The organism is Lysinibacillus sp. NPDC056185 (assembly GCF_047737915.1).
Taxonomy (GTDB): domain Bacteria; phylum Bacillota; class Bacilli; order Bacillales_A; family Planococcaceae; genus Lysinibacillus.
Map to the genome: position 1 here is coordinate 1 of NZ_JBLLLQ010000030.1, position 15,233 is coordinate 15,233.

The 15,233-nt window shown below is 39.0% G+C and carries 11 protein-coding genes and 6 tRNA genes; 15 read left to right on the plus strand and 2 right to left on the minus strand.

What is annotated here, in order from left to right:
- The first annotated feature begins 15 nt into the window (after positions 1-15).
- From ACMZ42_RS21860 to ACMZ42_RS21890, 7 genes are all read left to right on the plus strand, one after another.
- Positions 16-91, plus strand: a tRNA-Phe gene (locus tag ACMZ42_RS21860).
- 5 nt (positions 92-96) lie between these two features.
- A tRNA-Gly gene (locus tag ACMZ42_RS21865) sits at positions 97-170 on the plus strand.
- Between the two features lies 1 nt (position 171).
- Positions 172-248: transfer RNA gene (locus ACMZ42_RS21870), tRNA-Ile, on the plus strand.
- 4 nt (positions 249-252) lie between these two features.
- A tRNA-Asn gene (locus tag ACMZ42_RS21875) sits at positions 253-329 on the plus strand.
- Positions 330-338: 9 nt separating this feature from the next.
- Positions 339-429, plus strand: a tRNA-Ser gene (locus ACMZ42_RS21880).
- 2 nt (positions 430-431) lie between these two features.
- A tRNA-Glu gene (locus ACMZ42_RS21885) sits at positions 432-503 on the plus strand.
- Positions 504-939: 436 nt separating this feature from the next.
- Positions 940-3,717 (plus strand): S-layer homology domain-containing protein, encoded by a 2,778-nt coding sequence (locus ACMZ42_RS21890; RefSeq protein ID WP_415732765.1) that lies wholly within the window; start codon positions 940-942, stop codon positions 3,715-3,717.
- A gap of 101 nt (positions 3,718-3,818) precedes the next feature.
- Here ACMZ42_RS21890 and ACMZ42_RS21895 read toward each other — a convergent pair whose 3' ends face one another.
- Positions 3,819-4,457 (minus strand): NAD(P)H-binding protein, encoded by a 639-nt coding sequence (locus ACMZ42_RS21895; protein WP_415732766.1) that lies wholly within the window; start codon positions 4,455-4,457, stop codon positions 3,819-3,821.
- Positions 4,458-4,609: 152 nt separating this feature from the next.
- On the opposite strand from ACMZ42_RS21895, the gene dpaL reads away from it, so the two are divergent.
- The 4 genes from dpaL (at position 4,610) to ACMZ42_RS21915 (ending at position 8,530) form a co-directional block, all read left to right on the plus strand.
- The gene (gene dpaL, locus ACMZ42_RS21900) at positions 4,610-5,821 is read left to right on the plus strand and encodes a diaminopropionate ammonia-lyase (RefSeq protein WP_415732767.1); all 1,212 of its coding nucleotides are present in this window, start codon (positions 4,610-4,612) and stop codon (positions 5,819-5,821) included.
- A gap of 177 nt (positions 5,822-5,998) precedes the next feature.
- A complete protein-coding gene (locus ACMZ42_RS21905) occupies positions 5,999-6,760 on the plus strand; it encodes a MerR family transcriptional regulator (RefSeq protein ID WP_415732768.1) in 762 nt (253 codons plus the stop codon).
- Positions 6,761-7,105: 345 nt separating this feature from the next.
- Entirely contained in the window at positions 7,106-7,555 is a 450-nt protein-coding gene (locus ACMZ42_RS21910) for a TraR/DksA C4-type zinc finger protein (RefSeq protein ID WP_415732769.1), read from the plus strand.
- 48 nt (positions 7,556-7,603) lie between these two features.
- A complete protein-coding gene (locus ACMZ42_RS21915; RefSeq protein WP_415732770.1) occupies positions 7,604-8,530 on the plus strand; it encodes a dipeptidase in 927 nt (308 codons plus the stop codon).
- Positions 8,531-8,543: 13 nt separating this feature from the next.
- Here the strand turns inward: ACMZ42_RS21915 and ACMZ42_RS21920 are convergent, their stop codons facing one another.
- Positions 8,544-9,464 (minus strand): 1,4-dihydroxy-2-naphthoate polyprenyltransferase, encoded by a 921-nt coding sequence (locus tag ACMZ42_RS21920; RefSeq protein ID WP_370082023.1) that lies wholly within the window; start codon positions 9,462-9,464, stop codon positions 8,544-8,546.
- Positions 9,465-10,096: 632 nt separating this feature from the next.
- Here ACMZ42_RS21920 and ACMZ42_RS21925 point away from each other — a divergent pair.
- The 4 genes from ACMZ42_RS21925 to menB all read left to right on the plus strand — a co-directional run bounded on the left by ACMZ42_RS21925 (position 10,097) and on the right by menB (position 14,879).
- Positions 10,097-11,482: an isochorismate synthase MenF gene (locus ACMZ42_RS21925; RefSeq protein ID WP_370082021.1), complete on the plus strand. Its 1,386-nt coding sequence runs from the start codon at positions 10,097-10,099 to the stop codon at positions 11,480-11,482.
- A complete protein-coding gene (gene menD / locus ACMZ42_RS21930; protein ID WP_415732771.1) occupies positions 11,475-13,199 on the plus strand; it encodes a 2-succinyl-5-enolpyruvyl-6-hydroxy-3-cyclohexene-1-carboxylic-acid synthase in 1,725 nt (574 codons plus the stop codon). Before ACMZ42_RS21925 ends, menD begins: the two co-directional genes overlap by 8 nt.
- Positions 13,187-13,996, plus strand: a complete 810-nt coding sequence (gene menH, locus ACMZ42_RS21935) for a 2-succinyl-6-hydroxy-2,4-cyclohexadiene-1-carboxylate synthase (RefSeq protein ID WP_415732772.1) — start codon at positions 13,187-13,189, stop codon at positions 13,994-13,996. Before menD ends, menH begins: the two co-directional genes overlap by 13 nt.
- A gap of 64 nt (positions 13,997-14,060) precedes the next feature.
- Positions 14,061-14,879 (plus strand): 1,4-dihydroxy-2-naphthoyl-CoA synthase, encoded by an 819-nt coding sequence (menB, locus tag ACMZ42_RS21940; protein ID WP_049667407.1) that lies wholly within the window; start codon positions 14,061-14,063, stop codon positions 14,877-14,879.
- Positions 14,880-15,233 lie beyond the last annotated feature (354 nt).

Sequence of the window (15,233 nt, forward strand, 5' to 3'; positions counted from 1 at the left end):
TTTTTTTAAAAATATGGGTCAGTAGCTCAGTTGGTAGAGCATTAGATTGAAGCTCTAAGTGTCGGCGGTTCGATTCCGTCCTGACCCACCATATTTGCGGGTGTAGTTTAATGGTAAAACCTCAGCCTTCCAAGCTGATGTCGTGAGTTCGATTCTCATCACCCGCTCCAAGGGCCTATAGCTCAGCTGGTTAGAGCGCACGCCTGATAAGCGTGAGGTCGATGGTTCGAGTCCATTTAGGCCCACCATTTTTCCGAAGTAGCTCAGTTGGTAGTAGCACCTGACTGTTAATCAGGTTGTCGCAGGTTCGAGTCCTGCCTTCGGAGCCATTTTTTTGTGGGGAAGTACTCAAGAGGCTGAAGAGGCGCCCCTGCTAAGGGTGTAGGTCGGGTAACCGGCGCGAGGGTTCAAATCCCTCCTTCTCCGCCATTGGCCCGTTGGTCAAGTGGTTAAGACACCGCCCTTTCACGGCGGTAACACGGGTTCGAATCCCGTACGGGTCATACTGAAATGCAGTAGATGTAATTTACATCTACTGCATTTTTTTTATGCTACTTTATCAAACATCGAAAATTCCTTTCCGCGAACCGCTGTACAGTTAGAATAGCCCGTTCCATCGAGTTTGCTAATTCATACGATCAAATTCTTCCTCTTATCACGCTTAGAGACAATCGTATATAACCTTCATTTAGCCTTGGCTATAAACTATCTAAAAAGCCACTAAAAACCAACCTTAAGATCCGCGTCTCTCTCAAAATAAAACATTAAAACTATGCAATGCATATAGAAAAAATTAAATATAATTAGTATTTGCTTTGTGACCACTATTAATTGGACAAATAATCCATGGAAAATAGCCGTAATATTGGTATATCCTTTGGAATATATCTATCTTTCTTTTATAATGGGAATGAATAGAATTAATAGGAGGTAATAATTATGAAAAAAAAGCAGAGTAAATGGATTATGAGTGCAGCGTCTGCTGCTTTGATTGCTGCAGCTGTTGTTCCTACTGCAAATGCGGCTAACTTTACAGATATTGCAAAAAATGACCATAAAGAGGCCATTTTGGCACTAGCAGATGCAAAAATTGTAGCTGGATATCCAGATGGTACGTTTAAGCCAACTGGGGTCCTTACGAAAGGTAATGTAACAAAATTTTTAGGAAAATGGCTTGAATTAGAACACTTCCAAGTGCCAGCAGACTACAATAAAAAAGTACGTTTTACAGACATGCCTACATCTTCAAAAGATCAAGAATTACTACAATATGCAGCGCTTATAAATGATACTGGTATTTTCAAAGGGACTAACAACAAGTTATTACCTTCCGAGTATATCTCTCGCGAACAAATGGCTTCTATTTTAGTACGTGCAATTGAGAAAGTTTACGATATCGATTTAATTGCGATGTATAAAAAAGAAAACTTTAAATCTTCTATTACAGATTTAAAAGTAGCTTCACCAGAAAATCATGAGGCCATCATCGCATTAGAATATGCCAAAATTACAAATGTAAAGACATTTAATCCGAAAAACACACTAACACGTGGTCAATTTTCATCGTTTTTACATCGTTCAATGACGAATATCGGTGAAATGGTAAGGGGTCCTGAAGTGGCCATCCAAACAGTTAAAGTTATAGATGCAAAAACACTACAGGTAACATTAACAGATGGGACAAGCCATAAGGTAACATTAGCGACTCTACTTACTGAAAATGTGGAAACGAAGGTAGATTTCAAAATTAATGACAAACCATATTCCGCTGTTGTTACATATGAAGTGAATGAGTTAAATGTACAATCAATTGAGGGAATTAATGCTTCTCAGATTAAAGTTGTCTTCAACCAAGCAATTGACCCACTTTCTGTGTTAAAAGCAGATGGGAAATTACAGGATAATGTTGTAGCTTTCTCTAATGTGGATACTTTAAGAGCTCTATCAGTTGTAAAAACAGAAATCAGCGCTGATAAAAAATCAATCACTTTTACAATGAATGAACCATTAAAAGGTACACATCGTTATGTGTTCAGCAACATTAAATCTGAAAAGGGCACAGTGCTTCAAAAAGCAGATGCGAATTTTGTTATTGCTGGAGATACACAAGCGCCTACGATTTTAGGAACAACGCAAGGAAAAAATTCTTCAATCGTTAAAGTGCAGTTTTCTAAGCCAATGGCAGCATTTCCAAATGAACGCATTCAATTTACATTAGCAAATGGTACAAAGGTATCGAATGTAGTTGGAAGCATTGAGCAAAACTCAACTGAAGCGACATTTGACTTATCAGCTGCAACCATGAATGGTAAGTATTTAGACCCTGGTACAGCTGTTCAAATTACATTCGTAGCGGCAACAGATATGGCAGGGAACATAATTTCACCAAACCCTTCTACTGTAACAGTGAAAAAGGGAGATAAGGATGGTGTTCCACCGACGTTTTCTTCTGTTACACAAACTGGACCGAATACGTTCCAGCTATTGTTCTCAGAGGAGATTCAACCACTTTCTCCATATGATCTTTCAGTCAAAAGCGGTCAGACTTCAATTTCTGTGAATTCAGTAGAGAAAGATCCTAAAAATGGTCGTTTATTTAATGTTACGGTAGATTCAAAAAGCTCGCTTCAAGGAATTACAACGATCGGTACAGCTTCTGGTCGAGTAATTACTGACTTATCAGGTGAAACGGCAACATTCTCAACAGTGTATAACTTTATAAGAGATGACAAAGCGCCCGCCCTAACGAATTCTGAAATTGTTTACGAGGATAGTGTAGAATATTTACAATTAACTTTCGATAAGCCAGTACAGTTAGGCGTTAACGCAAAAGCATCGTTTACTGGGAAATTCACGAATAATTACATTTTATATGAGGTATCAAGAGGACCTCAAAGTGATATTCAGACCGTAAAAGATCAACCTACGAAATTACGTGTTAAAATGGCAGGACTGCTAGGCATGTATGATACAAAGGGAGCTCTTTACGATGGCAAATTAAATTTATTTAATGTTACCAATTTATACGGTGTGCCAGCCACTGAAGTGCAAAATGTTAAATTTACACGTAATGGTGATTTAAATATAAATGGCAATAAATTAGCTTTATCACAATACAATGCAATTCAAACATCTGCAACAGATTATTCTATTAAAGATAATAATATTGTTTATTTAAATTTCAATTATCCTGTTGATCCTGCACTTGCTCAAAATGTTCAAAATTATAGTATTGATAATGCTCAGATAGAAAGTGCTGTTGTAGAAGGATCCAATTTAAATCGTATTAAGCTCACATTAAAAAAGGATTCAAATTATTTTAATGGCGCACGAAACTTTACGATTAAAGGCTTAAGAGCAGCAAACTCTATGGAATCATTTGACGAGGTGCGAACATCCATTAACCTTAAAGAGAATATTGCACCAAAGGTTGTGAATGTTAATGTCAGCAATTCACAAACATTAGAGCTTGTTTTCAGTGAACCAGTAACAAACGTTAATAATTTGGATTTTAATATTACAGTGAATGGTTCTTCGGTAGCAGCAACTACCTATTCACAAGGTAATGATAGAGTATTAATTACAATACCTCAGAATGGCTATTTATTTGAAAACGGCAGAAGTGTTACGATTCAAACTTCACCGCGTAATGAAATTATGGATTTTAATGGGAATAAATTAGATTTCACTTCCCAAACAATTACAGTACAAAGATAAATAAAAAGGGATTAAGCAAGAATTTCCTATGAAATAATATTTGTCTTTAACTATAAAGAATAGCATGCTGGATATATTCTCAGCATGCTATTTTCTTATATCTAATGGGAGATAAACGGTGCTTTATGTACGTATTTTGTATTATCAATATGATCAATGATAAAAGTGGCTATATCTTGATTCGTAATTTTTGTACCAGGCATATCCGTCAGGTTTTCCTTTATCTGATTGGATGTTAAACTATCTTTTACAAACGGTAATCTAATTAGTGTCCATTTGATCTGTTTATTATTTGATAAAAATTCCCATTCTGATTTTTTATCTTGCATCATTTTTGAAAGGAATACTTCAAATATCTTTGCTCCTAAACGATTCATCATGCTTTTTTTGTCCTCTTTAATCGTTAGAGAACCACCTGAAACACCTATATAACGACTAATGTTTAATTCTTTCATCACATTAAAAATATTATTTGTAACTTCGCTATATATAGGTTCCTCTTTAGTTGGTTGACCAAATGTATTAATAACAACTTGACAATCTTTAAGAAGTTCTCGGATGTTTTCTATATCCTGTACCTGCCCTTTTACTATTTCAATAGCATCATTTTTATACTGTAACTTTTCAGGATTTCTAACAAGCATCCGAACATGATATCCTTTTTGTATTGCTTGAGTTGCTATATGCCTTCCTACTCTCCCTGTTCCCCCAATTATCGCTATCTTATAAACATTACCCATTATATCCCTCCTGTTGAATATATTAGTATATATACGATAAACCTTATCAAAAGGATTCAAATTTTTCTTTTTTTAATAAAGTATGTAATATGGTTTTGTTTTGCGAATCTATAAGCTAAGATGAAAATAGAACAAGCACTAGGGGGATATGAATGGGGAAATTATTGTGGACTAACAACCAACAATATTTGTTACAGAAGAATGTAGAACAAGTAGAACCTTTTCTACGTCATTTTTCATCGGAACAAGTAAATCGTGTTGGTAAATTTCAGCGTACATATGAGAAGTTTGAAAGCACACCATTACGTAGTTTAAATGCTTTTGCATCATTCGTTGGGGTACAAAAAATTGTTGTAAAAGATGAATCTTATCGATTTGGCTTAAATGCATTTAAAGTATTAGGTGGCGTGTATGCAATTGGGCAGTACGTTGCCAAAAAGTTAGATAGAAATATTGATGAGCTATCGTTTGAGCAACTTAAATCACCTGAAGTAAAGGAGCAGCTTGGGGATTTAACGTTTATTTCAACGACAGATGGCAATCATGGTCGTGGAGTGGCATGGGCTGCTAGAGAACTAGGTTTGAAAGCCCGTATTTACATGCCAGCTGGTAGTGCAGAGGAACGTCTCCAAAATATTAAAAATGAAGGTGCATATGCTGAAATAACGACAATGAATTATGATGATACCGTTCGTTATACGTCACAACTAGCAATAGAAAATGGATGGATCATTATTCAAGATACGATGTGGGAAGGCTATGAGGAAATTCCGTTATGGATTATGCAAGGCTATACAACACTAATAAAAGAAGCCGTTGAGCAGTTGGAAAAAGCACCTACCCATGTATTTTTACAAGCTGGGGTTGGATCTTTTGCAGGGGCAGTTGTAGCTTTCTTACAACAATATTATGAGCAAAAGATTACATTTGTCTTAGTGGAGCCTTTTGTAGCGAATTGCTATTATGAAAGCTTTAAAGCAGGAGATGAACAGTTTGTAACGATTGGTGGAGAGATGCAAACAATTATGGCAGGTCTTGCTTGTGGTGAGCCGAATCCGCTTGCTTGGGGCCTGTTAAAGACTTATACGAAAGTAAGTATTTGCTGTGATGAGGAAGTTGCTGCAACAGGTATGCGCATTCTAGGGAATCCGCTAGCGACAGATGCACGAATTATTGCTGGAGAATCGGGAGCTGCCCCGGTTGGATGTTTTTATGAGTTGATGACGAATAAGCAATATACAGAACTGAAGGAAACATTACAATTAGATGAAGATTCTCGGGTATTGTTTATTAACACTGAAGGTGACACAGATGTAGAAAACTACAGAAATATTGTGTGGCATGGTAAGTATTCCGAAATTTAATTAAAGTAGCAAACTAGTGATAATAAAATGTTCTAGTTTGCTTTTTTCATTTACGACGCGCCTAGTCGGAAGGGAAATCAACCCAACGTTATGGTAATGAGCCAATTTTTCTTGATTTTTTTTCTTGACCTTAACGTTGCGTAAACATTTACAGTAGCATTAATGGAGGTGAAAAATGTGGAATATACAATTCAAGAGCTTGCTCAATTATCTGGGGTTAGCACAAGAACACTGCGTTATTATGATGAAATTGGATTACTAAAGCCTGCAAGAACGAATGAGGCGGGCTATCGATTTTACGAACAGTTTGAAGTTGATATGCTCCAGCAAATTTTATTTTATAGAGCATTAGATATGAAGCTAGCAACAATTAAGGAAATTATTCAAGCGCCTGATTTTCAACATACAGAGGCACTCAAAACCCATCGTACTGCTTTACTGAAACGCAAGGAGCAGCTGGAAAAGATATTACAAACAGTAGAAAAAACCATTCAATCTATTGAGGAGGAACAACCAATGGCAAATGAAGAAAAATTTAATGGACTAAAAGAGAAGCTAATCGCGGAAAATGAAAAGCAATATGGTCAAGAAATTCGTGCAAAATATGGTGACAAAACGGTTGATGCATCAAATGCAAAGGTAATGAATATGACAGAGGAACAGTATGAAGCAATGCAACGGCTAGAACAGCAATTATTTAATCGTTTAAAAGAAGCGATGGAAATCGGCGATACAAACAATGATGTGGCAATGGAGGTTGCAGAGCTTCATAAGCGCTGGCTTAGCTTTACATGGTCACAATATTCTAAAGAGGCACATGCAGGTATAGCTCAGATGTATATAGCGGATGAACGCTTTTCTGCATATTACGATGAGCGCGTTTCTAAAGGAGCAGCACAATTTTTACATGATGCCATCATCAGTTTCACCTTGGCGTAATTGTAGCTGTCGCTGTGCTTTCGCTACAGAAAACATTTGCCGCTGACGCTGTGCTTTCGCGCAGAAAACATTTGCCGCTGACGCTGTGCTTTCGCGCAGAAAACATTTGCCGCTGACGCTGTGCTTTCGCGCAGAAAACATTTGTAGCTGTCGCTGTGCTTTCGCTACAGAAAATAATGCGTCAGGATTTTGAATTGTGCTTAGGCCTGCATGATGCAAGTTAGTTAGCTGTTGTCGCAGGAAGTGACGATTTTTAATTATACAAAATAAATAACTCCTCTTTATGCTTTAGTGTTTTAGAAATATTAATTTAGGAAAAAATGAAGGCATGAGGAGGAGATTTTTTTGAACCCACAAGTAATGGAAAAATTAAGAAAGCAATTAAAGCAGGAACTACAGGAAATAGAACAGCAACTTGAGGAATCAGAGCGTCCGCAAGCTACAGAGCTGTCTAATTATGATAATCATCCAGCTGACAATGCGAGTGACTTAACGGATCAGCTAACGGAAATGGCGATTGACGAGCACAGGGGTGATGATGCTGAGGAAATTAAGGCTGCACTACAAGCGATGGAGGATGGTACGTATGGTAAATGCGCTGTTTGTGGTGAAGAGATTCCTATAGGTCGCTTAGAAGCTATGCCGAAAGCATTGACATGTGTTGAACATGCTGAGCACAAAGAAGAAAATTTAAGACCAGTAGAGGAAGATGTGTTGTCTTCTACGCCAAGATCGGATGATTTCATAGAACTTGAGGAATTCGGCTCTTCTGACACTCCTCAAGATAAAAGTTAGTAAGCATTTTCACTCACAGGCATTATAATAGCTGTATGGGGTGAGGATATGGACATAATTGATTTACATTGCGATGCTCTATCGAAATTAACAACTTTAGAAGCGGCAAAATTTGAAGATGATGTACGTTTGCAAGCCAATCGACAGAGATTACAATTAGGGCAGGTTAAGGCACAAGTATTTGCTATTTTTATTAATCCTAAAATTCCGCAAAGTATGCGATTTTTAGAGGCAGTGCGGCAAATTGAAGCCTTCCATACACATGTATTACAAACTGAGGGCATGGTGCATATTACGGATTGGTCGCAATTAGATACTTTAGCTCCGCATGAAATTGGTGCAATTTTAAGCTTAGAGGGCTGTGGTCCAATCGGCGAAGATTTAGCAAAGCTTGCTGCAATATTAGATGCAGGTGTGAAGTTAGTTGGCTTAACGTGGAATGAGGAAAATGCTGTGGCCCACGGTGCTGAACAGGATGCAAACCTTGGTTTAAAACCATTTGGTAAAGAGGTTATAGACTTGCTAAATAAGCGAGATATTATTATCGATGTCTCGCATTTAAATGAACAGAGTTTCTGGGATGTCTTACCACTAGCGAAGCATATCATTGCGAGCCATAGTAATGCACGTGCACTTTGCGATCATCCAAGAAATTTAACGGACGCTCAGGCAAAAGCACTTATCGAGCATGGAGGGCATATTCATGTCGTTTACTATCCGCCTTTTATCCATGACAATGCTACGATTGAGGATTTAGTAGCGCATGTGAAGCATCTAGCGAATATAGTAGGGGTAGAGCACCTTGGACTAGGTTCAGATTTCGATGGAATAGATGCTACTGTAAAAGGATTAGCACACGCAGGAGAGGCACAAAATTTGTTAGAGGCGTTACGTGAACATTTTTCAACCGAAGAAATTCGTGGTATTGCAAGTGAGAATTTTAGATGCTATGTAAAAAATGTAGCAGCCCGTTAAGGCTGCTACATTTTTAATAAAAGAAATATTGAATTAATAAACCGATTCCTAAGAGGAAGCCGAAGAATGTATTTGTTTGCGCTGTAAATTTCATCGCAGGCATAACTTCTTTCGCTTCTTTTTTATCGCGGAAAATTTGAGTCGCACGAAGTGGCTTTGGAACGCTTAAGAAAATGATTAGAGCCCAAAAAGTAATACCATCAATGGCTACAAGAGCAATTACCCATAAATACGAAACGATAAAAAAGCCAGATAGCACAGAAATGGCATTATCTCGACCTACTAAAATAGCAAGCGTTCGTCGACCACCCTCTGTATCTCCTACGATATCACGGATATTGTTGGACAGCATTATAGCTCCAACTAAAATCATACTTGGTACTGAAAGCAAAACAGCGTCTAATGTCACAGTAAGCGTTTGAATATAAAAGGCGATTAAGACAATCCCCATTCCCATAACAGCGCCAGATACAATTTCTCCAAATGGTGAATAGGCTATTGGATAAGGTCCGCCAGTGTATAAAAAACCAATAAGCATACAAACAAGCCCGACAGCAGCAAGCCACCAAGAAGTTGAGGCACATATGTAAATGCCAAGCAACATAGCGATTGCATAGAAGCTTAAGGCAATCATCATAATTGTTTTTGGTTGAACACCGTGACGCACAATCGTTCCGCCGATGCCGACAGAATTTTCATTGTCTAATCCTAGTTTGTAATCGTAATATTCATTGAACATATTTGTTGCTGCTTGTATAAGCATACTTGCAATGAGCATAGCAAAAAATAGTCCAAAATCAATTGTTTGTTTTTCAATTGCTAAAGCAATAGCTGTTCCTAAAAATACTGGAACGAATGAAGCGGTTAAAGTGTGAGGACGTGTTAAATGCCACCAAACTTTAATACCCCTATCAGCTTCAATGACTTTGGTCATAAGGTCTTTCTCTCCTTCAAATGTTGTAGACTATTCTTATTTTATACGAAGAATGAGAAAATGGATAGGTTCACAGCTTATTATATACAGTTCAGATCAATTATGCCTTGGCATAATTGCGTCCGGAATCGGCTTTGTGCTTAGGCCTGCGTGATGCAGGTCAGTTAGCCGTTATCGCATGGATGCTATGATTTTAGGCTAACATCCTATATTGAACTCCTTTCCGATTACGTGACATCCGCCGGAGGCTTTTAACTTCTTTCAGCGGCTGTTTGGACACCCGCTGAAGAGTAGCTTAAATCCGCATTCATTTCACCACCTATAGAGGAGGGAGTCTTCTGCTGAAAGAAGTTAAAAAAAATGATACAATAGAACATGCATTTATGAACTGAAAACAATAATTAAGATAATAGCAACAGTACGAAGAATAGGCTAGCAAATAAAAGATGACCCCTATTTTAACAGAAAAATATGATGTGGTAAAAGTACAAACGTTCATTTCATGATGCAAAGTTTTGGTCAATTGTGCTAAAGAAAAGCCAAAGCAGTATTTATGACTGAAAGTGTAGAACGAGTACAAAATATACCGTGTGTCATTCATTATGTACATTGCAACAACGGAGGTAATTTTCATGCAACAGAAGTGGTACCAAGCCACAGAGGTAGAAGTGGACTCTTTGGGCCAAAGCCTTCATTTTTATATGGAAACAATTGAAGTTAGTCGCTTATCGGCGCTCGCATTTTATGCAGCGGGCGAGGAGCATTATAAAGGTGAACGATTTTATTGGCAAAATAGAGAAAAAACAATGACATTAGTAGGGCTAGGACATGCCTATACGATTCAAAATAACGCCAAAAATAATCGCTTCGATGCAGTAGAAGCAGAGTGGAAAAATTTAACGAAAAACTGTGTGAAGGGACAAAGCGAGCTACAACCAATTTTGTTTGGTGGATTTACATTCGATCCACAAAATGAAGTAACTGGGGAGTGGACAGACTTCCCAGAGGCTTATTTTGCACTCGCAACATACCAGCTTGTTATCCGAGATGACAAAGCGTTTGTAAGTATTCATCTTATTTCAAAAAATGAGCAGGCAGAGTCCCAACTCGAAGCGCTACGTAAAGAGCGAGATCATTTAATTCATGCTGCTCAAGTAAAAGAAGTGAAAACGTATGCAAAGCCTGAAATCACAAGTTACTTTGAGCCATATAAGGAGCCGTATTTAGCTTCGATTGACCAAGTAACTGCATTGATTAAGCAGAAGAAGGCAGATAAAGTCGTTATTGCACGCTCACTAGCATTGCAATTTAAAGAACAAGTTTCTTCACCACAGGTACTCTCACAAATTATTCATGAGCAGCCAGAGAGCTATTTATTTGGTTTAGAACGTCAAGAATTATTGTTCTTTGGTGCGTCCCCTGAACGTCTTGTAAAAGTAGAAGAGGGCCGAGCCTTTTCATCTTGTGTTGCAGGTTCTATTAAACGTGGTAAGACAGCAGAGGAAGATGAAGCCTATGGACAAAGCTTATTAAATGATTCGAAAAATGGTGGCGAACATCAATATGTTGTCGATATGATTGCAGAAACATTCCGTAAAAATTGTGTAGAGATGACAATACCGGATGGCCCACGCTTACTAAAAATTAGAGATATACAACATTTATATACACCTGTTGAAGGTCAGTTAAATAATGAAGCAACAATATTACAACTGACAAAATCTTTGCATCCAACGCCAGCTTTAGGCGGTGTGCCAAGGAAAGAGGCAATGGCAGCTATACGTAAGTATGAGCCTATGAATCGTGGGCTTTACGCTGCTCCAATTGGTTGGGTAGATGCTGATGGCAATGGGGAATTTGCAGTGGCCATTCGTTCGGCTGCTTTACTTAAGGACAAAGCTTATTTATATGCTGGTGGCGGTATTGTAGCAGATTCAGAGCCACAATCTGAATATGAGGAAACATTAGTGAAATTCCGTCCAATGCTTCGTGCGCTAGGAGGACAATTACATGAGTGAACGGAAAATTTTAACGGATTATGTTTATAAAATGGTAGCATCACTAGTGCAAGCTGGTGTTGAGAACGTTGTTGTCAGCCCTGGTTCACGTTCGACACCTTTAGCTTATGCATTTGCTTCAACGAAACAGCTCCAAATGTATCGTCAAGTTGATGAACGATCGGCTGCCTTTTTTGCGCTAGGAATTGCAAAGGCTACAGCAAAACCTGTTGTTCTTTTATGTACATCGGGAACAGCTGCGGCAAACTATTTTCCTGCCATTGTTGAAGCAAGCTATGCTCGTGTACCGTTAATCGTCATTACAGCTGATCGTCCACATGAATTGCGAGAGGTGGGTGCACCACAGGCTATTCATCAGCCGAATTTATATGGTACAAATGTCAAATGGAGCGTGGATTTCCCTTTGGCAGATGGTGCTGCACCAACATTGCCGTTTATTGAGCGTCATATTGCACGTGCGGTAGCGGTGGCGATGAGCGCACCATTTGGACCAGTGCATATTAATGTACCGTTCAGAGAACCGTTGTTGATTGATTTTCGAGAGGAACTTCCAGAAGTGACATTTAAGCATAGCAGTATGGGTCAGTTAGTACCTTCAAAGGAGACTCAACAAGAGCTATCGGAGATTTTACGTGCAAGCAAAAGAGGCTTTATTATTATTGGTGAGCTAGCACTCGGTACAGATTTAACAACTATGTGGGAGTTTATTCGCCAATTAAAATGGCCGGTCATTGTCGAGAGTTTATCTAATATGCGGTCATCTGTACCAGAAGATTGTCTGCCTTATATGATCACGACGTATGATGCCATTATGAAAAGTGAAGATTTTAAAGCATTAGTTGAACCAGATACGGTGCTACGTTTAGGAGCACAGCCTGTTTCTAAATTTATCATGCAATTTATTACTAAATCTCAGCCTAATGCGTATATTGTTGTCGATGAAGATCCGATGTTCCGTGATTCTACAGGTGTGTCTACTCATTTTGTTCATGCAAGTATTGGTGAGTGGCTCACGCAATTAGAAATCTCTGAAACAGCACTTGAGACAGAGTATTTAGCTGAGTGGCAAGATGCTAATGATATTGCACTTGAGTATATTGAACATTATGCTGACGGTGCGATTGATGAGGGAGCAATGGTAAGTCGATTACTAAAAATGATTCCTAATGGCAGTGATATTTTTGTTAGTAGCAGTATGCCAGTGCGTGATATTGATACGTTTTTAATGGCGACACAGAAGGATATTCGAATTGTTGCGAATCGTGGAACGAATGGTATTGATGGTGTCGTATCAACTGCAATGGGCTTTAGTCAAGGAAATAACCGTGAAACCTACTTGCTTATTGGCGATTTAGCCTTTTTACATGATGTCAACGGTCTCATTGCTTCAAGATACCAGGAATGCAATTTGACAATGATCGTTATGAATAATGATGGCGGCGGTATTTTCTCTTATTTACCACAATCTACAGTTGAGGCACATTATGAAGATTTATTTGGTACGCCAACTGCCCTTAAATTCCATGATATTGCCAATATGTACGATATGGATTATATACGAGTAGATGATATTTCAGAGCTATCAGTAAAGTTCACTACGATGAAAAAACGACCAATGCGCTTAATTGAAATTTTCACGAATCGAGAGGAAAATGTGTATGCGCATCGAGCACTATGGAATCGCATTAACGTAGGGTTAAAAGCATGGCAAAGCTAATGATTCGAGGGCTTGAAACATACGTAGAAATCTGGAATGAAGAAGCGGAGCAAACGCTCGTGGCATTGCATGGTTTTACAGGTAGTACGGCTACATGGCGAAATTTAGCGAAGGCTCTACCTCGTGTACGAGTTATTGCCATCGATTTAATTGGGCATGGCCAAACCGTTATACCTCAACAAATTAGTCGTTTCTCTATGCAAGAACAAATCCAAGATTTAGAGGAAGTTTTTGTCCAGCTACAGCTCAAAAAATTTATGCTGCTAGGCTATTCAATGGGAGGGAGAGTTGCATTATCGTATGCAATCTCCTATCCTGAACGAATTGAAAAGCTGATTTTAGAAAGTGCTTCACCAGGTTTACGAACTGCAAAGGAACGTTCTGAACGTTGTGAGAGGGATAACGCTCTTGCTGAAAAAATAATTAGTAATGGATTGTTATCATTTGTCAATGCATGGGAAAACATTCCTTTGTTTGAATCTCAAAAGTGTTTATCACACAATGTGCAAGAAGCGATTAGGTTCGAACGACTTTCTCAGAAGGAAGAAGGCTTGGCAGGTAGTTTACGAGGCATTGGTACAGGAAGTCAACCATCAAATTGGATGGCATTGGAGAAGCTTGAATTTCCTGTGCTTTTAATGACAGGCTCACTAGATGATAAATTTTGTAAAATTGCACTAGAAATGAAAGCGTTATTAAAAAATGCCAAACATACGACAGTAAATGACGCTGGACATGCAATTCATGTGGAAAATCCCGCTGAGTTTGCTACAATAGTAGAGGAGTATTTAACGTAATATAATTTTTACGTTATCGTCTCGACTTTGAACGAGACGAATTTAATTATTAGGAGGCAATTCAATGACACGTCAATGGACAAGTTTACATACTTATGAAGACATTAAGTATGAGTTCTATAACGGTATCGCAAAAATTACGATTAACCGTCCAGAAGTGCGCAACGCATTCCGACCAAAAACGGTAATGGAAATGATCGATGCTTTTTCACGTGCACGTGATGATAAAAATGTTGGAGCTATCATTTTAACTGGTGAAGGTGAGCATGCCTTCTGTTCAGGTGGAGACCAAAAAGTACGCGGTCATGGCGGCTACGTTGGTGAAGATGAGATCCCACGTCTAAACGTTCTTGATTTACAACGTTTAATCCGTGTTATTCCAAAACCTGTAGTAGCGATGGTTGCAGGTTATGCAATCGGTGGAGGACACGTATTACACGTTGTCTGTGACTTAACAATTGCTGCTGATAACGCTCGCTTTGGACAAACTGGACCAAAAGTTGGTTCATTCGATGCTGGTTATGGCTCAGGCTATCTTGCACGTATTATCGGTCATAAAAAGGCGCGTGAAATTTGGTTCCTTTGCCGTCAATACGATGCACAACAAGCACTTGATATGGGATTAGTTAACACAGTTGTTCCTTATGAGCAATTAGAAGATGAAACTGTACAATGGTGTGAAGAAATGCTACAAATGTCTCCAACTGCTCTACGCTTCTTAAAAGCAGCAATGAATGCAGATACAGACGGTTTAGCTGGTCTTCAACAAATGGCTGGCGACGCTACTCTTCTTTACTACACAACAGATGAAGCTAAAGAAGGTCGTGACGCATTCAAAGAAAAACGTCAACCAGATTTCGGTCAATTCCCAAGATTCCCTTGATTACCTGAAACGTTTAAACGGCTCGTATCTTAATGAGATACGAGCTTTTTGTATATCTAAAGGGCCGAGACGGATAGACTTGCTAGAGCGACGGCACAAGGTGCGTTAGCGGCGGAAGAGGGTGCGTTAGCGGCGGAACAGGATGCATTAGCGGCGGAACAGGATGCATTAGCGGCGGAACGGGATGCATTAGCAGCGGAACGGGATGCATTAGCGGCGGAACGGGATGCATTAGCGGCGGAACAGGATGCATTAGCGGCGGAACAGGATGCATTAGCGGCGGAACAGGATGCATTAGCGGCGGAACAGGATGCATTAGCGGCGGAACAGGATGCATTAGCGGCGGAACAGGAT

Bases quoted from the DNA above. Each gene is read 5' to 3' on its own strand.
- menH (WP_415732772.1), top strand. From the start codon at position 13,187: ATGGCAAAGCTAATGATTCGAGGGCTTGAAACATACGTAGAAATCTGG.
- ACMZ42_RS21895 (WP_415732766.1), bottom strand. From the start codon at position 4,457: ATGGGTAATGTTTATAAGATAGCGATAATTGGGGGAACAGGGAGAGTA.
- menD (WP_415732771.1), top strand. From the start codon at position 11,475: ATGAGTGAACGGAAAATTTTAACGGATTATGTTTATAAAATGGTAGCA.
- ACMZ42_RS21920 (WP_370082023.1), bottom strand. From the start codon at position 9,464: ATGACCAAAGTCATTGAAGCTGATAGGGGTATTAAAGTTTGGTGGCAT.
- menB (WP_049667407.1), top strand. From the start codon at position 14,061: ATGACACGTCAATGGACAAGTTTACATACTTATGAAGACATTAAGTAT.
- ACMZ42_RS21915 (WP_415732770.1), top strand. From the start codon at position 7,604: ATGGACATAATTGATTTACATTGCGATGCTCTATCGAAATTAACAACT.
- ACMZ42_RS21890 (WP_415732765.1), top strand. From the start codon at position 940: ATGAAAAAAAAGCAGAGTAAATGGATTATGAGTGCAGCGTCTGCTGCT.
- ACMZ42_RS21925 (WP_370082021.1), top strand. From the start codon at position 10,097: ATGCAACAGAAGTGGTACCAAGCCACAGAGGTAGAAGTGGACTCTTTG.
- dpaL (WP_415732767.1), top strand. From the start codon at position 4,610: ATGGGGAAATTATTGTGGACTAACAACCAACAATATTTGTTACAGAAG.